Annotated in this window: 17 protein-coding genes; 16 read left to right on the top strand and 1 reads right to left on the bottom strand. The window is 62.9% G+C overall.

Annotated features, from left to right (window positions below; genetic code table 11):
- Positions 1-10: 10 nt before the first annotated feature.
- The gene (tadA, locus tag BVU99_RS24080; RefSeq protein WP_033644114.1) at positions 11-517 is read left to right on the top strand and encodes a tRNA adenosine(34) deaminase TadA; all 507 of its coding nucleotides are present in this window, start codon (positions 11-13) and stop codon (positions 515-517) included.
- On the opposite strand, the gene mltF is transcribed toward tadA, so the two are convergent.
- Positions 518-1978 carry a membrane-bound lytic murein transglycosylase MltF gene (gene mltF / locus BVU99_RS24075; RefSeq protein WP_025303935.1) on the bottom strand — a complete coding sequence of 487 codons (1461 nt, stop codon included), beginning with the start codon at positions 1976-1978 and terminating at the stop codon, positions 518-520.
- Between the two features lie 275 nt (positions 1979-2253).
- On the opposite strand from mltF, the gene purL reads away from it, so the two are divergent.
- The 15 genes from purL (at position 2254) to BVU99_RS24000 (ending at position 24194) form a co-directional block, all read left to right on the top strand.
- Positions 2254-6147, top strand: coding sequence for a phosphoribosylformylglycinamidine synthase (purL, locus tag BVU99_RS24070; protein ID WP_169541087.1), 3894 nt, complete (start codon positions 2254-2256; stop codon positions 6145-6147).
- A gap of 886 nt (positions 6148-7033) precedes the next feature.
- Positions 7034-8470, top strand: a complete 1437-nt coding sequence (locus BVU99_RS24065) for a HAMP domain-containing sensor histidine kinase (protein ID WP_099816863.1) — start codon at positions 7034-7036, stop codon at positions 8468-8470.
- A gap of 3 nt (positions 8471-8473) precedes the next feature.
- Complete coding sequence (qseG, locus tag BVU99_RS24060) at positions 8474-9346, top strand: two-component system QseEF-associated lipoprotein QseG (RefSeq protein ID WP_053085981.1); 873 nt, start codon at positions 8474-8476, stop codon at positions 9344-9346.
- Positions 9343-10683, top strand: coding sequence for a two-component system response regulator GlrR (gene glrR / locus BVU99_RS24055; RefSeq protein ID WP_025303931.1), 1341 nt, complete (start codon positions 9343-9345; stop codon positions 10681-10683). The genes qseG and glrR overlap by 4 nt, the downstream gene beginning before the upstream one ends.
- A 130-nt stretch (positions 10684-10813) precedes the next feature.
- Positions 10814-12436: an NAD+ synthase gene (locus tag BVU99_RS24050; RefSeq protein WP_025303930.1), complete on the top strand. Its 1623-nt coding sequence runs from the start codon at positions 10814-10816 to the stop codon at positions 12434-12436.
- 11 nt (positions 12437-12447) lie between these two features.
- Positions 12448-12786, top strand: coding sequence for a nitrogen regulatory protein P-II (glnB, locus tag BVU99_RS24045; protein WP_004847623.1), 339 nt, complete (start codon positions 12448-12450; stop codon positions 12784-12786).
- A gap of 216 nt (positions 12787-13002) precedes the next feature.
- The gene (locus tag BVU99_RS24040) at positions 13003-13926 is read left to right on the top strand and encodes a LysR substrate-binding domain-containing protein (RefSeq protein ID WP_015378793.1); all 924 of its coding nucleotides are present in this window, start codon (positions 13003-13005) and stop codon (positions 13924-13926) included.
- 115 nt (positions 13927-14041) lie between these two features.
- Positions 14042-15505 carry a gamma-aminobutyraldehyde dehydrogenase gene (locus BVU99_RS24035; RefSeq protein ID WP_099816862.1) on the top strand — a complete coding sequence of 488 codons (1464 nt, stop codon included), beginning with the start codon at positions 14042-14044 and terminating at the stop codon, positions 15503-15505.
- 73 nt (positions 15506-15578) lie between these two features.
- On the top strand, positions 15579-16733 hold the full coding sequence (ydcS, locus tag BVU99_RS24030; RefSeq protein WP_025303928.1) for a putative ABC transporter substrate-binding protein YdcS: 1155 nt from the start codon (positions 15579-15581) through the stop codon (positions 16731-16733).
- A 53-nt stretch (positions 16734-16786) separates the two neighbouring features.
- The gene (locus tag BVU99_RS24025; protein ID WP_015378790.1) at positions 16787-17815 is read left to right on the top strand and encodes an ABC transporter ATP-binding protein; all 1029 of its coding nucleotides are present in this window, start codon (positions 16787-16789) and stop codon (positions 17813-17815) included.
- A gap of 1 nt (position 17816) precedes the next feature.
- Entirely contained in the window at positions 17817-18761 is a 945-nt protein-coding gene (locus BVU99_RS24020) for an ABC transporter permease (protein ID WP_033644105.1), read from the top strand.
- Entirely contained in the window at positions 18751-19557 is an 807-nt protein-coding gene (locus BVU99_RS24015) for an ABC transporter permease (protein WP_004941378.1), read from the top strand. Before BVU99_RS24020 ends, BVU99_RS24015 begins: the two co-directional genes overlap by 11 nt.
- 35 nt (positions 19558-19592) lie before the next feature.
- Positions 19593-21017 carry an aminobutyraldehyde dehydrogenase gene (gene patD, locus BVU99_RS24010; RefSeq protein ID WP_099816861.1) on the top strand — a complete coding sequence of 475 codons (1425 nt, stop codon included), beginning with the start codon at positions 19593-19595 and terminating at the stop codon, positions 21015-21017.
- 85 nt (positions 21018-21102) lie between these two features.
- On the top strand, positions 21103-23013 hold the full coding sequence (locus BVU99_RS24005; RefSeq protein WP_099816860.1) for an FAD/NAD(P)-binding protein: 1911 nt from the start codon (positions 21103-21105) through the stop codon (positions 23011-23013).
- The gene (locus tag BVU99_RS24000) at positions 23010-24194 is read left to right on the top strand and encodes a cytochrome c (RefSeq protein ID WP_049209555.1); all 1185 of its coding nucleotides are present in this window, start codon (positions 23010-23012) and stop codon (positions 24192-24194) included. Before BVU99_RS24005 ends, BVU99_RS24000 begins: the two co-directional genes overlap by 4 nt.
- Positions 24195-24205: the final 11 nt, after the last annotated feature.

Genomic DNA, 24205 nt, shown 5'->3' with positions numbered 1-24205 from the left:
GAATTATGCGATGACTGAATATAACGATGAGTACTGGATGCGTCAGGCATTGCAGCTGGCCCTGCGCGCACAGGAAGAGGGCGAGGTGCCGGTGGGTGCGCTACTGGTGCTGGACAATCAGGTCATCGGCGAGGGCTGGAACCGCCCGATCGGTCGACACGATCCAACCGCGCACGCCGAGATCATGGCGCTGCGCCAGGGCGGCGCGGTGCTGCAAAACTACCGCTTGTTGAACGCCACGCTGTACGTCACGCTGGAGCCCTGCGTGATGTGCGCCGGTGCGATGGTGCACAGCCGTATCCGCCGGTTGGTGTATGGCGCCGCCGACGAGAAAACCGGCGCGGCCGGTTCGCTGGTGGACATTTTGCGCCACCCGGGCATGAACCATCAGGTGGAGATCGTCTCGGGCGTGCTGGCGGACGAATGCGCCGCCACCCTGAGCAATTTCTTCCGCCTGCGCCGCGAACAGAAAAAAGCGCTCAAGCTGGCGCAGCGGGCGGCGGATAAGCCGGAATAATCAGTAGTTGAGCGCCAGTTCCGGCATCACCGTCGGATAGCCTTTCCCCAACGCTTCCTGCTCGGCGGCCGCTTGCGCCGCCTTTCTCTCTTTTTCCTGCAGATAACCCACCAGGCTGACCTGGTAGCGGCGGATGTTCTCTACATAGTTGTAGGCTTCACGCCCGCGCGCATAGCCGTAGGTCAGCTGCGGGTAGTAGCGCTTTTGGCTGAGCATCGGCAGGCGCTGTTTGACGTCGACCCAGCTGTCCGGATTGCCTTTTTGCGTTTTGGTCAGCTTGCGTGCGTCCAGCATATGGCCCCAGCCCATGTTGTAGGCCGCCAGCGAGAACCAGATGCGCTCGTCTTCCGGCACGCTGTCCGGCACCTTGGCCATCAGTCGCTGCAGGTAGAGCGCGCCGCCCTGAATGCTCTCTTCCGGATCGAGGCGGTCGTTGACCCCCAGGCCGTCGGCGGTGGCGCGGGTCAGCATCATCAGGCCGCGCACGCCGGTGGGGGAGGTGGCCTGCGGATTCCAGTGCGATTCCTGATAGGCGATGGCCGCCAGCAGCTTCCAGTCGATCTCGTTGGCGTGCTTCTCGAACAGCGGGCGGAAGTTGGGCAGCACCGAGTCGATGGCCGACAGGAAGGTTTTGGTGTCCACATAGTCGAAGCTGCCGACGTGGCCGAGGTATTTCTCCTCCAGCCGCGCCAGGGTGCCGTCGTCCACCATTTGACTGTAGAAATCCAGCATCGCTGCGTACAGGCTGTCGTCGCCGTCACGTTTGAGATACCAGGTGACCGGCTCTTCGTCGGTGACGTCGAACGCCACCGCCAGCTGCGGATGGATGCGCTGCAGCAGCGCGATGGTCACCGAATCGCCGAGGGTGTAGTCCAGCTTGCCGTCGGCAACCCGCTCCAGCAGCTCTTTGGAGGTGAGATCGCTGGAGGACTCCCAGGTGAGATCCGGGTATTTATCCTGCTTGAGCTGTTTTAGCGTGCTGACGTGCGCGGAACCGGAGGCGACCGCCAGCTTGCCTTTGATGTCGGCGAAGCTTTTCGGCCGCGGGGTGCCCAGTCGGTACACCAGCTGTTGGGAAACAGAGTAGTAGGCCGGGCCAGTGCGTGCGCGGCTGAGGCGTTCCTGGTTGTAGATAAGGCCCGCCGCCAGCAGGTCGGCGTCGTCGTCGTCCAGATCGTCGAACAGGTCATTGATGTTCTGATGGGGGATCACCACCAGCTTCACCCCGAGGTAGTTGGCGAAGCGCTTGGCCAGTTCGTAGTCGAGCCCACCCGGCCCTTGCTTGGTGTTGAAATAGGTCAGCGGTGAATTCAGCGTGCTGATACGCAACTCGCCGCGGGAGATGATCTCCTGGAGTTGCCCGCCCTGGCCGCTGCGCCAGGTAATATTGGGCCACAGCGCGAGAGCCAGAAGCAGGGTGACAACGCCGATGAGGATGTAGTTTATTTTAAGACGTTTCAAATAGTTATCCAGTGGTGGCACAGGTACACCGGCGACGACAACCGCGACTTTTCTCATGGTTAAATCACCAGTGCGGGGGGCATTTTGCGCAACAAAACGCCAGTGTGCAACTTTATTGACACGTTATGACAATTCGTCGGTGCGGCACGCTTTTATCAATAATCCCTACGCAAACGGTTTCGTCGGCGGCGAGGATTCTCTATAATGACGCGCGTTTTCCCCTGTTGCGCCCAATGAAGCGTCTTATCCGTCGCTTCGAAGACGAGAGAACTTTGATTATGGAAATTCTGCGTGGTTCGCCCGCTTTATCGGCTTTTCGCATTACCAAACTGCTGTCCCGCTGCCAGGACGCTCACCTGCCCGTCAGTGATATCTACGCCGAGTATGTCCACTTTGCCGATGTTAGCGCACCGCTAAGTGCCGAAGAACACGCCAAGCTTCAGCGGCTGCTCAAGTACGGTCCTTCTCTCGCCGAACACGCTCCCGAAGGCCGGTTGCTGCTGGTTACGCCGCGTCCGGGCACCATTTCTCCCTGGTCTTCCAAAGCCACCGATATTGCCCACAACTGCGGTTTGCAACAGGTGCTGCGGTTGGAGCGCGGCCTGGCGTTCTACGTCAAGGCGCCCGAGCTGACGGAAACCCAGTGGCGCCAGCTCGCCGCGCTGCTGCACGATCGCATGATGGAAACCGTCTTCAGCGAGCTGCAACAGGCCGAACAGCTGTTCGCGCACCATCAGCCGGCGCCGTATCAGTCGGTCGACGTGCTGGGCGCAGGGCGCACCGCGCTGGAGCAGGCCAACGTCCGGCTCGGCCTGGCGCTGGCGCAGGACGAGATCGACTACCTGCTGAATGCCTTTACCGGTTTGGGGCGCAACCCGACGGATATCGAACTCTATATGTTCGCGCAGGCCAACTCCGAGCACTGCCGCCACAAGATTTTCAACGCCGACTGGATCATCGACGGCGAACAGCAGCCTAAATCGCTGTTCAAAATGATCAAGAACACCTATGAGCAGACGCCGGACTACGTGCTGTCGGCGTATAAAGACAACGCCGCCGTGATGGAAGGCTCGCAGGTTGGTCGCTTCTTCGCCGCGCCGGAGAACGGCACGTACGATTACCATCAGGAAGACGCGCACATCCTGATGAAGGTAGAAACCCACAACCACCCGACGGCGATCTCACCGTGGCCGGGCGCCGCGACCGGCTCCGGCGGCGAGATCCGCGACGAGGGCGCCACCGGCCGCGGCGCCAAGCCGAAGGCCGGCCTGGTGGGCTTCTCGGTGTCCAACCTGCGCATTCCCGGCTTTGAACAGCCGTGGGAGCAGGATTTCGGCAAGCCGGAACGCATCGTCACCGCGCTGGATATCATGACCGAAGGCCCGCTGGGCGGCGCGGCATTCAACAACGAATTCGGTCGTCCGGCGCTGCTGGGCTACTTCCGTACCTATGAAGAGCGCGTCAACAGCCATAACGGCGTTGAGCTGCGCGGCTATCACAAACCGATCATGCTGGCGGGCGGTATCGGCAACATCCGCGCCGATCACGTGCAGAAAGGGGAAATCACCGTCGGCGCCAAGCTGGTGGTGCTGGGCGGCCCGGCGATGAATATCGGCCTGGGCGGCGGCGCAGCCTCGTCGATGGCGTCAGGCCAGTCCGATGCCGATCTGGACTTCGCTTCGGTGCAGCGCGACAATCCAGAAATGGAGCGCCGCTGTCAGGAAGTGATTGACCGCTGCTGGCAGCTGGGCGACCAGAACCCGATCCTGTTTATCCATGACGTCGGTGCCGGCGGCCTGTCCAACGCCATGCCGGAGCTGGTGAGCGACGGCGGCCGCGGTGGCCGCTTCGAGCTGCGCGATATCCTCAACGACGAGCCGGGCATGAGTCCGCTGGAAGTGTGGTGCAACGAATCGCAGGAACGTTACGTGATGGCGATTGCCCCGGCGCAGATGGCACAGTTCGACGAGATTTGCCGCCGCGAGCGCGCACCTTATGCGGTGATCGGCGAAGCGACCGAAGAACAGCACCTGACGCTGAACGACCGCCACTTCGACAACCAGCCGATCGACATGCCGCTGGACGTGCTGCTCGGCAAGACGCCGAAAATGACCCGCGACGTTACCCGCCTGCAGGCGCATGGCGAGGCGGTGCAGCGTGAGAACATCACGCTGGCCGACGCGGTGAAACGCGTGCTGCATTTGCCGGCCGTTGCGGAGAAAACCTTCCTGATCACCATCGGCGACCGCACCGTTACCGGCATGGTGGCGCGTGACCAGATGGTCGGCCCGTGGCAGATCCCGGTGGCCGACTGTGCGGTCACCACCGCCAGCCTGGACAGCTATTACGGCGAAGCGATGTCGCTCGGCGAACGCGCGCCGGTGGCGCTGCTGGACTTCGCCGCCTCCGGCCGCCTGGCGGTCGGGGAAGCGCTGACCAACCTGGCCGCCACGGAAATCGGCAGTCTGAAGCGCGTGAAGCTGTCCGCCAACTGGATGGCCGCCGCCGGCCACCCGGGTGAAGACGCCGGCCTGTACGAAGCGGTGAAAGCGGTGGGCGAAGAGCTGTGCCCGGCGCTGGGCATCACCATTCCGGTGGGTAAAGACTCCATGTCGATGAAAACCCGCTGGCAGGAAGGCAATGAACAGCGTGAAATGACCTCGCCGCTGTCGCTGGTCATCACCGCCTTCGCTCGCGTGGAAGACGTGCGCCACACCGTGACGCCACAATTGCGCACCGATAAGGGCGACAGCGCGCTGCTGTTGATCGACCTGGGCAACGGCCATAACGCGCTGGGCGCCACCGCGCTGGCGCAGGTTTACCGCCAACTGGGCGACAAACCTGCCGACGTGCGCAACGTTGCGCAGCTTGCGGGCTTCTTCAACGCCATGCAGCAGCTGGTGGCCGATCGCGCGCTGCTGGCTTACCACGATCGCGCCGACGGCGGCCTGCTGGTGACGCTGGCGGAGATGGCCTTCGCCGGTCACTGCGGCGTAGAGGTTAACCTCGATGGCCTCGGCGACGATGCGCTGGCGGTACTGTTCAACGAAGAGCTGGGCGCGGTGATCCAGGTGAGCGCCGAACGCCTCGACGACGTGAAGCGGGCGTTCGCGCAGCACGGTCTGACCGACAACGTGCATCACATCGGCAGCGTGCAGGCCGGCGATCGTTTCGTCATCACCCAGCACGGCAAGGCGCTGTACAGCGAAAGCCGCAATACGCTGCGCACCTGGTGGGCGGAAACCACCTGGCAGATGCAGCGCCTGCGCGATAACCCAGCGTGCGCCGATCAGGAACATCAGGCCAAGCAGGATGAACAAGATCCTGGCCTGAACGTGAAACTGACCTTCGCCCCCGAGGAAGACATCGCCGCGCCGTACATCGCCAAGGGCGCTCGCCCGAAAGTAGCGGTGCTGCGCGAGCAGGGGGTGAACTCCCACGTTGAAATGGCGGCGGCGTTCCACCGCGCCGGCTTTGACGCGGTGGACGTGCACATGAGCGATCTGCTGGCCGGGCGCCGCGATCTGCAGGACTTCCACACGCTGGTGGCCTGCGGCGGCTTCTCTTACGGCGACGTACTGGGGGCCGGCGAAGGCTGGGCGAAGTCTATCCTGTTCAACGAGCGGGTGCGTGACGAGTTTGAGGCGTTCTTCCACCGTCCGCAGACGCTGGCGCTGGGCGTATGCAACGGCTGCCAGATGATGTCCAACCTGCGCGAGCTGATCCCGGGCGCCGAACACTGGCCGCGCTTCGTGCGCAACCTGTCGGATCGCTTCGAGGCGCGCTTCAGCCTGGTGGAAGTGGCGGCCAGCCCGTCGCTGTTCATGCAAGGTATGACCGGTTCGCGCATGCCGATCGCCGTTTCCCACGGTGAAGGGCACGTCGAAGTGCGCGATGCGGCGCATCTGGCGGCGCTGGAAAGCCATGGTCTGGTGGCGCTGCGTTTCGTCAACAACGCCGGTCAGGTGACGGAAGCTTACCCGGCTAACCCGAACGGTTCGCCGAACGGCATTACCGCCGTAACCAGCGCCAACGGACGTGCCACGGTGATGATGCCGCACCCGGAACGCGTGTTCCGCACGGTCAGCAACTCCTGGCACCCGGAAGAGTGGGGCGAGGACAGCCCGTGGATGCGCATGTTCCGCAACGCCCGTAAGCAGCTGGGCTAAAAACGGTACCACCGTACAGAGGGCGCAAGCAATTGCGCCCTTTTTTATGGCCGGCGTTCGCCGACTGGCGGCAGTGTCTGCATTTTGCGACAGGCGCCATTTTTCCTGTCGCTAAATGGAGACATTTAACTATTTGATTTTATTGATGGTAAGCGGGTTTGGCTTTAGTTGTCTGCATTTGGCGACAGCGCGGCGTTTTTTTCATCACTCATCGGGGCGTGATGCGCAAAGAAATTTGCTGATATAATTTTATTTTTTAATAAAATCATTGAATTATAATTTTAATTGCAAAGTTGGCACGCAACGTGCATTATTCTCGTCAGTTGCTCATTCAATTTTTTATGACGGCGTCGTCATTAGACGGCAAATCGCCTCATAAGCCTCCGAATGATGCCAAAGAAATGGTGCCTATCGTCCAACTAAACCGATAACAGACCGTGCAAGCGGCTTTATCAAGCATCGGGCGACACGTGGAGTGAGGCACCGCCTGTATCCAACTGTGATGAAGGGTTCATCAATCCTGGATACTTACGGATGCTATTCGTCCTGTTCGATGCCAGCCGCTGCGCTACATCACCCTGGGGACGAGGTTCAAGGGCATCCACACCTTCCTTGCGTTGGGGCAAGTTTCTTGCCCCGATGTCAATTCTCAACGCTGCGCTTATCCCTGTTTCGTTGCCTATGCCCTCGAACGCAGACGCTCTCCCCATACTCTCGCTTTCGCACCGGTTGATGCTGCCGGGGCCGCATGTCGTCGGCAGGCCAGGCCTATGGGCGCGGTTCACCAATCCCGCGGCTTTTTCCTTGTGCGTTCAGGATTCTCCCTTGCCGGGCTTTTTTCTTTTCGGCGAGTCAGTTAGCATCGTGACAGAGCTGAGAGAATGAGATGATTTCGTTGAAAAAATGGCGTTTATTTCCCCGTTCGCTGCGGCAATTGGTGCTGCTGGCCTTTCTGTTGGTGCTGCTGCCGCTGTTGGTGCTGGCCTATCAAGCCTACCAGAGCCTGGATCACCTCAGCGCGCAGGCGGCGGACATCAACCGCACCACGCTGGTGGACGCGCGGCGCAGTGAGGCGATGACCAGCGTGGCGCTGGAGATGGAGCGCAGCTATCGTCAGTACTGCGTGCTGGTCGATCCTACGCTGCAGAAGCTGTACCAGAACCAGCGCAAGCAATATTCGCAGATGCTGGACGCCCACGCGCCGATTCTGCCGGACGAGCACTACTACCAAACGCTGCGTCAGTTGCTGACCCAGCTGGCGGCGATCAAATGCCATAACAGCGGGCCGGACCAAGAGGCTTCGGCCTTGCTCGAATCGTTCTCCCGTTCCAACGCCGAAATGGTACAGGCCACGCGCGCGGTGGTGTTCTCGCGCGGCCAGCAGCTGCAGCAGGCCATCGCCGAGCGCGGCCAGTTCTTCGGCTGGCAGGCGCTGCTGCTGTTCCTGGTCAGCGTGCTGCTGGTGGTGCTGTTCACCCGCATGATCATCGGGCCGGTCAAGGCCGTGGAACGGATGATCAACCGCCTGGGGGAAGGGCGCGCGCTGGGCAGCACCGCGTCGTTCAAAGGGCCGCGCGAGCTGCGTTCGCTGGCGCAGCGCATCATCTGGCTGAGCGAGCGGCTGGCGTGGCTGGAATCGCAGCGCCACGAATTCTTGCGCCATATCTCGCACGAGTTGAAAACGCCGCTGGCCAGCATGCGCGAAGGCACCGAGCTGCTGGCCGACGAGGTGGCGGGGCCGCTGACTTCCGATCAGAAAGAGGTGGTGACGATCCTCGACAACAGCAGTCGCCACCTGCAGCAGCTGATTGAACAGCTGCTGGATTACAACCGCAAACTGGCCGATGGCCCGGCGGAACACGAGAACGTCGAGCTGCGCGAGATGGTCGATTTGGTGGTCGCCGCGCACAGTTTGCCGGCGCGGGCGAAGATGATTTCCACCGAAATCGTGCTGGAGGCGGAAATCTGCTGGGCAGAGCCTACGCTATTAATGCGCGTGCTGGATAATCTCTACTCCAATGCGGTGCACTACGGCAAGGAATCCGGTAACATTTGGATCCGCAGCCGTCAGGTTGGACAACGGGTGCAAATCGACGTCGCCAATACCGGCACGCCGATCCCCGAGGCTGAAAGAGCCATGATTTTCGAGCCTTTTTTCCAGGGTAGTCACCAGCGAAAAGGGGCGGTAAAAGGAAGCGGACTGGGGTTGAGCATCGCTCAGGACTGTATCCGTCGCATGCGCGGTGAGCTGCAACTGGCGACGGTCGCCGGTGCAGACGTCTGCTTCCGCATTGAACTGCCGTTAACCGCCGAGAATGAATAAATAATGTACACATGGTCTAAGCGCCTTCGTCTTTCACAGACCGAACGTTCACCGCGTGCCACGCACAGAGCGCCGCTCGGCAAACGCCCGATCAGCTGGTTGGGCGCCGTCTTCTTTATGCCGCTGTTGCTGGCGGGCTGCGTCGATCGCGCCGTCAGCGGCGGCCTGAACGCTCAGCAGCAAGAGGCGATCCCGGATACCAAGGTGATCGATTACCGCACCGCGGCTTGCGATACCCTGTGGCAGTTGGACGACAAGGATGCGCTGGATAATGCGCTCTACTGGCTGCGCGCGATGGACTGCGCCGATCGCATCGGGTCGACCCAGGCGCGCGCGCTGGCGAAAACGGTGCCGGGTGACAGCTGGTCCGGCGTTTTCAAACAGAGCATCCTGCTGGGTAGCGCACAGCCGACCTCCGGCGAACGCCGCCAGATGATCGACAGGATCAACAGCTATCGGATGGAGTTCCCCGGCTCGCTGCGTCCACTGACGCAGCTGTGGCGCCAGCAGCAGATGCTGCAGATCACGCTGTTCGATGAGAAAGCGCGCTATCAGCATCTGCAGGAGAGCAGCGACAGCCAGATCGATTCGCTGCGCCAGAGCCAGGCGCGTTTGCAATCGCAGCTGCAGGACACCTCGCGCAAGCTGGAAAACCTGACCGACATCGAGCGCCAGCTCTCTTCGCGCAAGCAGCTGCAAGGGGAAATCCCGGACAACGGCGCGGGCTCGCAAAAGGGCGAAGCCGCCGGTAAAAACGGCGCGGCCGCCAAAGGGGCTGAGCCGCAGGACGAGCCGGAAAAGGGCACCGCGCTGCCGGTTGAACCGGAAGACACCTATACGCCGCCCCCTGCCAATAAGGAGTCCCACGCGCAATGACCGCACGCAAACCGGCCAACCTGTTATTGGTTGACGACGATCCCAGCCTGCTGAAGCTGCTGGGCATGCGTCTGACCAGCGAAGGTTTTCACGTCACCACCGCCGAAAGCGGCCAGGAAGCGCTGCGCCTGCTGGCGCGCGAACAGATCGATCTGGTGATCAGCGATCTGCGTATGGACGAGATGGACGGCATGGCGCTGTTCGCCGAGATCCAAAAACATCAGCCGGGCATGCCGGTGATCATTCTCACCGCGCACGGTTCGATTCCCGATGCGGTGGCCGCCACCCAGCAAGGGGTGTTCAGCTTCCTCACCAAACCGGTGGATCGCGATGCGCTGTACAAGGCCATCGACGAGGCGCTCGCGCTGTCGGCCACCCCGGCCGGCGACGAGGCCTGGCGGGAAGACATCGTCACCCGCAGCCCGCTGATGCTGCGCCTGCTGGAGCAGGTGAAAATGGTGGCGCAGTCCGACGTCAGCGTGTTGATCAACGGCCAGAGCGGCACCGGCAAAGAGGTGGTGGCGCAGGCGATCCACGCCGCCAGCCCGCGCGCCGGCAAGGCGTTCATCGCCATCAACTGCGGCGCGCTGCCGGAGCAGCTGCTGGAGTCCGAACTGTTCGGCCACGCCAAGGGCGCCTTTACCGGCGCGGTCAGCAGCCGCGAAGGGCTGTTCCAGGCGGCGGCGGGCGGCACGCTGTTCCTCGACGAAATCGGCGATATGCCGCTGTCGCTGCAGGTGAAGTTGCTGCGTGTGCTGCAGGAGCGCAAGGTGCGGCCGCTGGGCAGCAACCGCGATCTGGACATCGACGTGCGCATCATCTCCGCCACCCACCGCGATCTGCAAAAGGCGATGGCGAAGAACGAGTTCCGCGAGGATCTCTACTACCGCCTCAACGTGGTGAACCTGAAGATCCCGGCGCTCAACGAGCGCGCCGAAGACATTCCGCTGCTGGCCAACCACCTGTTGCGCGAAGCGGCTCAGCGGCACAAGCCGTTCGTGCGCAGCTTCTCGACCGACGCCATGAAGCGGCTGATGACCGCCAGCTGGCCGGGCAACGTGCGTCAGCTGGTCAACGTCATCGAGCAGTGCGTGGCGCTGACCTCGGCGCCGGTGATCAGCGAAGCCCTGGTGGAGCAAGCGCTGGAAGGAGAAAACACCGCGCTGCCGACCTTTGCCGAAGCGCGCAACCAGTTTGAGTTGCACTACCTGCGCAAGCTGCTGCAGATCACCAAGGGCAACGTGACCCAGGCCGCACGCATGGCGGGCCGCAACCGCACCGAGTTTTACAAATTGCTGTCGCGTCACGAGCTGGACGCCAACGATTTCAAAGAATGACAGATTCCCGCCGGTGCCTGCCACGCAGGTTCTCAACAAATCCGGCGGAATGATTTACACTCCGTTCTCTTTGCCGCGGCGCGCCCCGGCGTAGAGCACCATGGAACGTATTAAGCGGGATCGTACACAAATGAGCAGATCACTTTCCATCGCCCTGGCCCAGCTGAACCTGCTGGTCGGCGACATTGAAGGCAACACCGAACGCATGTTGCAAATCGTGCAGGAGCAGCAGAAGGCGGGAGCCGATCTGGTCATGTTCAGCGAACTGGCGCTGTCCGGCTACCCGCCGGAAGACCTGCTGTATCGCAATGATTTCTACCAGCGCTGCGACGCGCAGCTGCTGCGCCTGCAGCAGGCCTCCGCCGAGACGGCGATCCTGGTCGGCCACCCGTGGCGCGAAGGCGACAAGCTGTATAACGCGCTGTCGCTGTTTGCCGAAGGCCGCCTGCTGACCCGCTACTTCAAGCAGCAGCTGCCGAACTACGGCGTGTTTGATGAGAAGCGCTATTTCCATGCCGGCAACGACACCTGCGTGGTGGAGCTGAAAGGCTACCGTCTGGGGCTGCTGATTTGCGAAGATCTGTGGTTCCCTGAGCCGATCGACGCCGCCAAGGCGGCCGGCGCGGAGATTATCCTGTCGATCAATGCCTCGCCGTATAACCGCGAAAAACCGTATATCCGTAAAACGCTGATGGCCGGCCACTGCCAGCGCACCCAGCTGCCGCTGGTGTACCTCAACCAGGTCGGCGGCCAGGATGAGCTGATCTTCGACGGCTGCTCCAAGGTATTCGACGCCGCCGGCACCATGACCCACCGTCTGGCGGCCTTCGACGAGCAGGTGACTCGTCTGGAATTCAACGAGCTGGCCGTGGTGCCGATGGCCGATCCGGCCGCTGAACTGCCGCAGCTGGCGCAGGTGTATCAGGCGCTGGTGCTGGCGGTGCGCGACTACGTGACCAAAAACGGCTTTAAAGGCGCGGTGCTGGGGCTGTCCGGCGGCATCGACTCGGCGCTGACGCTGGCGATCGCCGTGGATGCGTTGGGTAAAGACAAGGTGCAGGCGCTGATGATGCCGTTCCGCTATACCGCGGATATCAGCATCGCCGACGCCAAGGAAGAGGCGGAAATCCTTGGCGTGGAGTTCGATATCGTCTCCATCGAACCGATGTTCGACGCCTTTATGGGCCAGCTGTCGCCGATGTTCGCCGGCACCGAGCGTGACACCACCGAAGAAAACCTGCAGGCGCGTTGCCGCGGGGTGGTGCTGATGGCGCTGTCCAACAAACGCCGTAGCATCGTGCTGACCACCGGTAACAAGAGCGAAATGGCGGTGGGTTACGCCACGCTGTACGGCGATATGGCCGGCGGTTTCGACGTGTTGAAAGACGTGCCGAAAACGCTGGTGTTCAAGCTGTCCGAATACCGTAATACCGTCTCCTACGTGATCCCGCAGCGGGTGATCGATCGTCCGCCGTCCGCCGAGCTGGCGCCGGATCAGGTCGATCAGGACAGCCTGCCGCCGTACGATATCCTGGATGCGATCCTGGAAGGCTACGTTGAGCGCGACAAGTCGGTCGCCGATCTGGTGGCCGAAGGGTTCGACGAAGCGATCGTGCGCAAGGTGATCCGCCTGGTGGACATCAACGAATACAAGCGGCGTCAGGCCGCCGTCGGGCCGCGCATCACCGCCCGTAACTTCGGCAAAGACCGCCGCTACCCCATCACATCCGGTTTTGGCCGCAAAAATTGGTAAAAGGAAAGAAGATGAAAAAGATCGACGCGATTATCAAGCCGTTCAAACTGGATGACGTCCGCGAAGCGCTGGCCGAAGTGGGCATCACCGGCATGACGGTCACCGAAGTGAAAGGTTTCGGCCGCCAGAAGGGCCACACTGAGCTGTACCGCGGCGCCGAGTACATGGTCGACTTTCTGCCTAAGGTGAAGATCGAGATCGTGGTTGCCGACGACATCGTCGACACCTGCGTGGAAACCATCATGCAGACCGCGCAGACCGGCAAGATCGGCGACGGCAAGATCTTCGTCTTCGACGTGGCGCGCGTGGTGCGCATCCGTACCGGCGAGCAGGACGAAGAAGCGATCTGATCCTCCGCAGGATCATCGGCCATCAGGGCGCAGCGTGCTGCGCCCTTGTCATTTCTGTCCCCCGCACATCGCACTTCTTCGCCTCATTGTTCCCCCCATTTTTGCCTGTCGGCATTCTAAAAAAGCGAACGCTATCGCGTTTTTGATACTTTTACCGATCGCTTCACGGCCGGCGTCTACACTCAACGCAATGTTTTTGCTTGAGGAATCACCCCCATGATGACGTTACGCCAAATCCGCCACTTCATCGCCGTGGCGGAAACCGGGTCGATCTCCGCCGGCGCCCAGGCGGTGTTTGTCTCCCAGTCTTCGCTGACGCTCGCTATCCAGCAGTTGGAAACCGAGATCGGCGTGCGGCTGTTCGATCGCCACGCCAAGGGCATGACGCTGACCCATCAGGGGCACCAGTTTTTGCGCCAGTCGTATCTGATCCTGGCGACGGTGGACAACGCCAAGCGCAGCCTGCAGATCGGCACCGAAAGCCTGACCGGCAAGCTGACCATCGGCGTCACCAGCCTGGTGGCCGGCTACTTCCTGGTGGAACTGCTCACGCGCTTTAAATCGGCCTATCCCAACGTCACCGTGCAGGTGGTAGAAGACGAACGCCCGTACATCGAGCATCTGCTGGTCAGCGGCGAGATCGACATCGGCGTACTGATCTTGTCGAACATCGAGGACCGCGACGCGCTGCAGACCGAGGTGCTAATGCACTCGCCGTACCGCCTGTGGCTGCCGCCGCTGCACCCGCTGCTGGAGCACGAGAGCATCAGCCTGGCGGACGTGGCCAAACAGCCGCTGATCCAGCTCAACGCCGATGAAATGGACGTGCACGCGCGGCGCATCTGGGCGCGCGCCGGGCTGAAGCCGGAGATCGCCATGAAGACCGCCTCGACCGAGGCGGTGCGCAGTCTGGTGGCGGCGGGGATGGGGGTCTCCATCCAGCCGGACATGGCGTACCGCGCTTGGTCGCTGGAGGGCAACATGATCGAGGCGCGCAAGCTGGACGATCTGCTGGAGCCGCTGGATATCGGGTTGGCATGGCGGCGCGGCAGCGCGCGGCCGGAGCTGGTGACGCCGTTCCTCACCATCGCGCGCGAGAACGGCAGCAAACACGCCGCCGGGCTTAAGCATTCGATTTAATCGAACGCGTCGTTCAGTATTTAGAATTTGTTGCCCGCCAGAGGCTCGCTTAGGCTGATTAAAACTAACTTATTCACATTTGGTTAACGTTTTTGTCACTTAGGGGCGTCAGGCGATGGCGGATGTGCAGGTTCTCTCAGGTTTGTCCTGTCAGCAGTTCATTAACGGTCAGCTTATCGACGGCGAAGGCCAGCAGGAATGCATCGTCAATCCGGCCAACGGCGAGACGCTGATCGCCCTGACCGAAGCCTCTTCGGCGCAGGTCGGCAGCGCGGTAAAAGCCGCGCAGCAGGCGTTCAGCCATTGGTCGCGCACCACGCCGGCCCAGCGCGCCACGCTGTTGCTGCGCATCGCCGACGCCATCGAGCGGCAGGCGCCGCAGCTGGCGCAGCTGGAAGCCCTCAACTGCGGCAAACCGCTGCATCAGGCGCTCAATGACGATCTGCCGGCGGCGGTCGACGTGTTCCGCTTCTTCGCCGGCGCAGTGCGCACGCAGCAAGGGCAGCTGGCCGGCGAGTATGTGCCCGGCCACACCTCGATGATCCGCCGCGATCCCATTGGCGTGGTGGCCTCGATCGCCCCCTGGAACTATCCGCTGATGATGGCGGCGTGGAAAATCGCGCCGGCGCTGGCGGCGGGCAATACCGTGGTGTTTAAACCGTCCGAACATACGCCGCTGACCATTCTGGCGCTGGTGCCGGTGCTGCAGGAGATCCTGCCGCCGGGCGTGCTGAACATCGTCTACGGCGGCGGGGAAGGGGTCGGCAGCCAGCTGGTGGGGCACCCGCAGGTGCGGCTGGTATCGGTCACCGGCGATATCGTCACCGGGCAAAAAATTCTTCAGGCGGCGGCCAAAAGCGTCAAGCGCACCCACCTGGAACTGGGGGGCAAGGCGCCGGTGATCGTCTGCGACGACGCCGATCTTGACGAAGTGGTCAACGGCATTCGCACCTATGGTTATTACAACGCCGGCCAGGACTGCACCGCCGCCTGCCGCATCTACGCGCAGGCGGGCATCTATCCCAAACTGGTGGACGCGCTGGGCGAGGCGGTCGCCAGCCTGCGCTTCGCCCGCAAGCGCGATCAGGACAACGAGATCGGCCCGTTGATAAGTAGCCGCCAGCGCGATCGCGTCGCCAGCTTCGTCGAGCGCGCGCTCAGCCAACCGCATATCGAATTGATCACCGGCGCCGCGGCCCACTCCGGGCCGGGGTTCTACTACCAGCCGACCCTGCTGGCGGGCTGCCTGCAAAGCGACGAAATCGTGCAGCGCGAGGTGTTTGGCCCGGTGGTCAGCGTCACGCGCTTCGAGCATCTGGAGCAGGCGGTCGAGTGGGCCAACGACTCGGAATACGGGCTGGCTTCGTCGGTGTGGACGCAAAATATCGATCGGGCGCTGCACATTGCCGCCCATCTGCAGTACGGCAGCACCTGGATCAACACCCATTTCACCTTGGCGAGCGAGATGCCGCACGGCGGCCTGAAACGCTCCGGCTACGGCAAGGATCTGTCCAGCGATTCGCTGCAGGATTACAGCGTTGTCAGGCACGTAATGGCGAAGTTCAAAGCCAGCTTCTAGCGGTTCTATAAAGCAAAATCAGGCGGCAGCCGTTCCCTGCCGCACACAGATACGCAACACAGGGGTAATTACGATGAGAAAAACTACCGCAGTCACCACCACCGTCTCCGCGCTCTGTCTCACCGTGCTGTGCGGCCTGGCCCAGGCGGCCGATCTGCCGCAGTCGCTGGGCAAAGGCGAAGGCCGGCTGGATATCATCGCCTGGCCCGGCTACATCGAACGCGGCCAGTCCGACAAAAACTACGACTGGGTCACCCAGTTTGAAAAGCAAACCGGCTGCGCGGTGAACGTGAAGACCGCCGCCACCTCCGATGAAATGGTCAGCCTGATGGCCAAGGGCGGCTACGATCTGGTGACCGCCTCCGGCGACGCCTCGCTGCGCCTGATCTTCGGCAAGCGGGTGCAACCGATCAACACCGCGCTGATCCCGAACTGGAAGAACATCGATCCGCGCCTGCTGAACGGCGCCTGGTATACCGTGGACGGCAAAACCTACGGCACGCCGTACCAGTGGGGGCCAAACCTGCTGATGTACAACACCAAAACCTTCCCGACGCCGCCGGACAGCTGGGCGGTGATCTTCCAGCAGCAGAACCTGCCGGACGGCAAGAGCAACCAGGGGCGGGTGCAGGCTTACGACGGCCCGATCTACATCGCCGACGCGGCGCTGTTCCTGAAGGCCACCCAGCCGCAGCTCGGCATCAGCGATCCTTATCAGCTCAACGAAGAGCAGTATCAGGCGGCGCTGAAGCTGCTGCGCAGCCAGCACGCGCTGATCCACCGCTACTGGCACGATACCTCGGTGCAGATGAGCGACTTTAAAAACGAAGGCGTGGTGGCTTCCAGCGCCTGGCCGTATCAGGCCAACGCCCTGAAGGGCGAGGGGCAGCCGATCGCCACCGTGTTCCCGAAAGAGGGCGTGACCGGCTGGGCGGATACCACCATGTTGCACAGCGACGCCAAACACCCGAGCTGCGCCTACCAGTGGATGAACTGGTCGCTGGAGCCGAAGGTGCAGGGCGACGTGGCGGCCTGGTTCGGGTCGGTGCCGGCTTCGCCGGCGGGCTGCAAGGCCAGCGCGCTGCTGGGTGAGAAGGGCTGCGAAACCAACGGCTTCAACCAGTTCGACAAAATCGCCTTCTGGAAAACGCCGCAGGCGCAGGGCGGCAAGTTCGTGCCGTACAGCCGTTGGACCCAGGACTACATCGCCATCATGGGCGGCCGCTAAGCCGCGGGGCGCAGCGCGCTGCGCCCGAATCACATCCGTATGGAGCACAGAAAATGACCATTGCCGTGCAATTCATCGATGTTTCGCGGACTTTCGGCGATGTTCGCGCCGTGGATCGGGTATCCATCGATATTCAGGACGGGGAATTCTTCTCCATGCTCGGGCCGTCCGGCTCGGGCAAAACTACCTGCCTGCGCCTGATCGCCGGCTTTGAACAGCTCACTTCCGGCTCGATTCGCATCCACGGCCAGGAAGCCGCCAACCTGCCGCCGTACCAGCGCGACGTGAACACCGTGTTTCAGGATTACGCGCTGTTCCCGCACATGTCGGTGCTGGAAAACGTCGCCTACGGCCTGATGGTGAAGGGCGTCGCCAAACGCGAGCGGCTGGCGCGGGCGCAAGAGGCGCTGGAGAGCGTGGCGCTCGGTTTCGTCGCCGAACGCAAGCCGGCGCACCTGTCGGGCGGCCAGCGTCAGCGCGTGGCGTTGGCGCGCGCGCTGGTCAATCGGCCGCGGGTGCTGCTGCTGGACGAGCCGCTCGGCGCGCTGGATCTCAAGCTGCGCGAGCAGATGCAGGGCGAGCTGAAGAAGCTGCAGCGCCAGCTGGGCATCACCTTTATCTTCGTCACCCACGATCAAAGCGAAGCGCTGTCGATGTCCGATCGGGTGGCGGTGTTCAATAACGGCCGCATCGAACAGGTGGATACGCCGCGCGAGCTTTACATGCGGCCGAAGACGCCGTTCGTCGCCGAGTTCGTCGGCACCTCCAACGTGGTACGTAGCGAGCTGGCGCAGCGCCTGCTCGGCGAAAGTCGAACCTTCTCGATCCGGCCGGAACATATCCGCCTGCTGGAGCAAGGCGGCGCGGCGCAGGACGAGATCCAGGTGCAGGGCACGCTGCAGGAAATCCACTACCAGGGCGCGGCCACACGCTATGAAATCGCGCTGAACGGCGGCGAAAAGCTGCTGGTCAGCCAGGCCAATCCGCAGTGGATCGCCGAAGGGCAACAGCGGCAGATCGGCCAGCCGATCGTCGCCTGCTGGCCGCGCGCGGCGATGGTGCCGCTGCTGGAGGAGAGGTGAGATGGACATGAGCATCGATTCCCCCTCGGCGCGCGGCGGTACCGTGCGCGCGCTGTCGACCTGGCTTTATCGCCGGCCGACGCTGTATCTGCTTTTGCTGCTGGTGCCGCCGCTGCTGTGGTTCGGCGCGGTGTACCTCGGTTCGCTGCTGACGCTGCTGTGGCAGGGGTTTTACACCTTCGACGATTTCACCATGGCGGTGACGCCGGACCTGACCTTCGCCAACCTGGCGGCGCTGTTCAACCCGGCCAACTACGACATCATCCTGCGCACGCTGACCATGGCGGTGCTGGTGTCGCTGGCCAGCGCGGCACTGGCGTTCCCGATCGCCTATTACATGGCGCGCTACACCAGCGGCCGCGTCAAGGCGTTCTTTTACATCGCGGTGATGATGCCGATGTGGGCCAGCTATATCGTTAAAGCCTATGCCTGGACCCTGCTGCTGGCGAAAGACGGCGTGGCGCAGTGGTTCCTGCAGCACCTGGGGCTGGAACCGCTGTTGGCTTCGCTGCTGACGGTGCCTGGCGTCGGCGGCAACACGCTGTCGACCTCGGGGCTGGGGCGTTTTCTGGTGTTCGTCTATATTTGGCTGCCGTTCATGATCCTGCCGATCCAGGCGGCGCTGGAGCGCCTGCCGCCCTCGCTGCTGCATGCCTCAGCGGATCTGGGCGCGCGACCGGCGCAGACCTTCCGCCACGTTATTTTGCCGCTGGCGGTGCCGGGTATCGCCGCCGGATCGATCTTCACCTTCTCGCTGACGCTGGGCGACTTTATCGTGCCGCAGCTGGTGGGGCCGCCGGGCTATTTCATCGGCAGCATGGTGTACGCCCAGCAGGGCGCGATCGGCAATATGCCGATGGCTGCGGCCTTTACGCTGGTGCCGATCGTCCTGATCGCCATCTACCTTTCCATCGTCAAACGTCTGGGGGCTTTCGATGCACTCTGAACGCGCGCCCTTAGGGCTGAAGCTGGCCGCCTGGGGCGGACTTGTCTTCCTGCATTTCCCGTTGGCGATCATCGCCATCTATGCCTTCAACACCGAGGATGCGGCCTTCAGCTTCCCGCCGAAGGGCTTCACGCTGCACTGGTTTAACGTCGCCGCCGGGCGGCAGGACATCCTCGATGCGGTACTGCTGTCGGCGCAGATCGCCTGCCTGGCGACCGCCATCGCGCTGGTGCTCGGCACCCTGGCGGCGGCGGCGCTGTATCGGCGCGATTTCTTCGGCAAGGACAGCATTTCGCTGCTGCTGCTGCTGCCGATCGCGCTGCCGGGGATCGTCACCGGCCTGGCGCTGCTGGCGGCGTTCAAGGCGCTGAACATCGAGCCGGGCATCCTGACCATCGTCGTCGGCCATGCGACGTTCTGCGTGGTGATCGTGTTCAACAACGTCATCGCCCGATTCCGACGCACCTCGTACAGCCTGATCGAAGCGTCGATGGATCTCGGCGCCGACGGCTGGCAAACCTTCCGTTACGTGATCTTGCCGAACCTCGGCTCGGCGCTGCTGGCCGGCGGCATGCTGGCGTTTGCGCTGTCGTTCGACGAAATCATCGTGACCACCTTTACCGCCGGCCACGAGCGCACGCTGCCGCTGTGGCTGCTGAACCAGCTCGGCCGCCCGCGCGACGTGCCGATCACCAACGTGGTGGCGCTGTCGGTGATGCTGTTAACCATGCTGCCGATCCTCGGCGCTTACTACCTGACCAAAGGTGGAGAAAGCGTCGCCGGCAGCGGCAAATAATTTCCTTACCCGACCTCTGATAAAAGGATAACCCTATGCAAAGCCAACTGTTGATTGACGGCCAACTGGTGAATGGCCAGGGCGCGACCCAGCCGGTGTATAACCCGGCGACCGGCGAAGTGATCGCGCAGGTGGCGGAGGCCAGCCCGGAGCAGGTCGATCGCGCGGTGCTGGCGGCGGATGCCGCGTTCGTCGCCTGGGGGCAAACCACGCCGAAGGAGCGCGCCGAGCATCTGCTCAAGCTGGCAGATCTGATCGACGAGCATGCCGAGACCTTCGCCAGGCTGGAGTCGCTCAACTGCGGCAAGCCTTATCACTGCGTATTGAATGACGAACTGCCGGCGGTGGCCGACGTGTTTCGCTTCTTCGCCGGCGCCAGCCGCTGCCTGACCGGCATGGCGGCCGGCGAGTATCTGGCCGGGCACACCTCGATGATCCGCCGCGATCCGCTCGGCGTGGTGGCCTCGATCGCGCCGTGGAACTACCCGCTGATGATGGCGGCCTGGAAGCTGGCGCCGGCGCTGGCGGCGGGCAACTGCGTGGTGATCAAGCCGTCGGAGCAGACGCCGCTGACCACCTTCAAACTGGCCGAACTGGCCGCCGGGCTGTTCCCGCCGGGCGTGCTCAACGTGCTGTTCGGGCGCGGCGCCGGCGTGGGCGATCGGCTGACCGGGCATGACAAGGTGCGCATGGTGTCGCTGACCGGGTCTATCGCCACCGGCGAGCACATCATCGCCCACACCGCCGCCGGCATTAAGCGCACCCATATGGAGCTGGGCGGCAAGGCGCCGGTGCTGGTGTTTGACGACGCCGATCTGCAGCAGGTGGTGGACGGCATTCGCGGCTTCGGTTTCTACAACGCCGGGCAGGATTGCACCGCCGCCTGCCGCATCTACGCGCAGAAAAACATTTATCCCGAGCTGGTGAAGCGGCTGGGCGAGGCGGTGGCCAGCCTGAAGATCGGCGCGCCGGACGACGAGAGCACCGAGCTGGGGCCGTTGATTACCGCCCAGCATCTGGAGCGGGTGGCCGGTTTTGTCGAGCGCGCCAAAGCGTTGCCGCACGTGCAGGTGGTGACCGGCGGCGAGAAGGTGAAAGGGCCGGGCTACTACTTCCAGCCGACGCTGTTGGCCGGCGCGCGCCAGGACGATGAGATCGTGCAGCGCGAAGTGTTTGGCCCGGTGGTGACGGTGACGCCGTTCGACGACGAAGAGCAGGTGCTGGCCTGGGCGAACGAATCCAACTACGGCCTGGCGTCGTCCGTGTGGACCCGCGACGTGGGCCGCGCGCATCGCTTAAGCGCCCGCCTGCAATACGGCTGCACCTGGGTGAACACCCACTTCATGTTGGTGAGCGAAATGCCGCACGGCGGCCAGAAATTGTCCGGCTACGGCAAGGATATGTCGATGTACGGGCTGGAGGATTACACGGCCATTCGTCATGTGATGTTCAAACATTGATTTTACAGTAATTATCCGCACAATAGCGCGGCCTTCGAGCCGGCTCCGGCCGGCTGATGATAATAAAAATTGAAAGGAAGCCTATATGGGTATCACCAGACGCGATTTTCTCAACGGAGTGGCGATCACCATCGCCGCCGGGTTGACGCCGCTGCAAATCTTGCGCGCGTCGCCGCAAACCGCCAATCAAACCCTGTACTATCCGCCGGCGCTGACCGGGCTGCGGGGCAATCATCCGGGCTCGTTCGAGCATGCGCACCAGCTGGGGCGCGACGGCAAAACCTTTGATTTCGGCAGCGTGCCCGCCGTTGAAGAGTTCGATCTGGTGGTGGTGGGCGCCGGCATCAGCGGGCTGGCGGCCGCCTGTTTCTGGCAGCAGCTGAAAGGCGAGCAGCAGCGCATTCTTTTGATCGACAACCACGACGACTTCGGCGGCCACGCCAAGCGCAACGAGTTCAACAGCGACGACGGCATGCTGCTCGGCTACGGCGGCAGCGAATCGCTGCAGTCGCCGCGCTCCAACTTCAGCCCGGTGGCGATGGGGCTGCTGCGCAAGCTCGGCGTCGATATCGACCAACTGGAGCAGGCTTTCGACACCACCTTCTACCCGGATTTGAATTTGAGCCGCGGGGTTTACTTCGATCGCAAGAACTTCGGCGTCGACAAGGTGGTGAGCGGCGATCCGGGCCGCACGGTGGCGGACGACATTCCGCGCGATCGCCTCAACGGCCGCTCTTATGAAGCGTTCATCGGCGATTTCCCGCTGCCGGAAAGCGATCGCCAGGCGCTGATCGCGCTGCATACGGTGGAGAAAGATTATCTGCCGGAGATGACGCTGGAGCAGAAGGTCGAGTGGCTCGATACCCACAGCTACACCCAGTTCCTGCGTGAAAAAGTGGGCCTGAGCGAGCTGGCGATCCGGTATTTCCAGCAGACCACCAACGACTTCCAGGCGGTGGGCATCGACGGCACCTCGTGCAGCGATGCGCGCATCTGCGATCTGCCGGGCCTCGGCGGCATGAATCTGCCGCCGCTGGACGAAGAGTCGCAGGCGGATCTCGACGATCCTTACGTGTTCCACTTCCCGGACGGCAACGCCACGCTGGCGCGCCTGATGGTGCGCAAGCTGATCCCGGCGGTGGCGCCGGCCGGCAAAGACATGAACGACGTGGTGCTGGCCAAATTCGACTACAGCCAGCTCGATCGGCCGGAGTCGCCGGTGAAGCTGCGTTTAAACAGCACCGGGCTGCACGCGGCCAACGTCGGCGACAAGGTGGAAGTCACCTATATGACCGGCGAGAAGATGACCAAAGTGCGCGCCGGGCAGGTAGTGATGGCCGGCTACAACATGATGATCCCATACCTGGTGCCTGAGATGTCGCACGAGCAGCAGGAGGCGCTGAAGCAGAACGTCAAGGCGCCGCTGGTGTACAGCAAGGTGGTGATCCGCAACTGGCAGCCGTTCATCAAGCTGGGCGTGCACGAAATTTATTCGCCGGCCGCGCCGTACAGCCGCGTGAAGCTGGACTACCCGGTGAGCATGGGCGGGTACCAGCACCCGCGCGATCCGGATCGGCCAATCGGCCTGCATATGGTCTATGTGCCGACGCTGCCGGGCAGCGGCCTCAGCCCGCGCGAGCAGTCGCGCAAAGGGCGCGCGCTGCTGCTGGGCACGCCGTTCGAGGTGCACGAGCAGATGATCCGCGAACAATTGCAGGGCATGTTAGGCGACGCCGGTTTCGACCATCAGCGCGACATTCAGGCGATCACCGTCAACCGCTGGTCACACGGTTACTCCTACTTCCTCAACGGGTTGTTTGACGACGAAGATGAAGCCAAGAAAATCATCGAAACGGCGCGGCAGCCGATCGGCAAGATCGTTATCGCCAACTCCGATGCCGACTGGAGCCCGTACGCCAACTCGGCGATCGATCAGGCGTGGCGTGCGGTGAATGAATTGGCCTACGGCAAGGTTACCGCCAAGGAGGGAGCATGAGTCTGCGCTCGCTGTACCTGTTGAGTCTGCTGGCCGCCGGCGGTTCTGCCCAGGCGATGTCGGCCGGGGAATACGTCGCCAAAGCCGGTGATTGCACCGCCTGCCACACCGCGCCGGGTGGCGCTGAACTGGCGGGAGGCATGAAGTTCCCGACGCCGCTCGGAGCTATCTACGCCACCAACATCACGCCGGACAAGCTGCACGGCATCGGCGCTTACTCATTCGAAGAGTTCGATCGCGCCATGCGTCAGGGGATCGCCAAAGACGGTCACCGGCTTTATCCGGCGATGCCGTACACCTCGTACGCCAAAATGAGCGCGGAAGACATGCGCGCGCTGTATGACTATCTGATGAAAGAGGTGCCGGCGCAGAACGTCGCCAACCGCGACAGCGATATCAGCTGGCCGCTGTCGATGCGCTGGCCGCTGGCGGTGTGGAACTCGCTGTTCCACGACGACCAGCCGTATCAGGCAGATCCGCAGCAAAGCGCCGAGTGGAACCGCGGCGCCTATCTGGTGCAGGGCGCGGGCCATTGCGGCAGCTGCCACACGCCGCGCGGCTGGGCGATGCAGGAGAAGGGCCTGGACGGTAAGGCGCCGGTATTCCTGAGCGGCGCCGAGCTGGACGGCTGGTACGCCTCCAATCTGCGCGGCCTGCCGCCGGAAGAGGTGACGGCGCTGCTGAAAACCGGGCGCAGCCGCCATGCGGCGGTCGCCGGGCCGATGAGCGAGGTGGTAACCCACAGTACGCAGTATCTCAGCGACGGCGATCTGAACGCCATCGCGGTGTACCTGCGCAGCCTGGCGCCGGAAACCGCCGCCAAAGCCGCTGCGCCAGCCACGCAGGCGGATAACCCGGGTGGCAAGGCGACCTATGCAATGTACTGCTCGACCTGCCACGGCAATAAGGGGGAGGGTACCGACTTCGCCATTCCGGCGCTGGCAGGCAATGCCACGGTAACGGCGGACAATCCGCTGACCGCGCTGCGGGTGGTGCTGGAGGGGGCGCATACGCCGATCACGCAGCAGGCGATGGCGTTCGACATGCCGGCTTACGGCTGGGCGTTGAACGATCGGCAGGCGGCGGATCTGATGAGCTATCTGCGGGGAAGCTGGGGCAACCAGGCGGCGCCGGTGACGGTGCAGCAGGTCCAGGACGCGCGCCAACTGCAGGCGAAATGAAGAGGGAGCGC

It is taken from the genome of Serratia sp. OLAL2, from assembly GCF_002752475.1.
GTDB classification, from domain to species: Bacteria; Pseudomonadota; Gammaproteobacteria; order Enterobacterales; family Enterobacteriaceae; genus Serratia; species Serratia bockelmannii.
The sequence above is the reverse complement of the archived record's forward strand: the minus strand, read 5'-3'. Positions and strand labels throughout refer to the sequence as shown.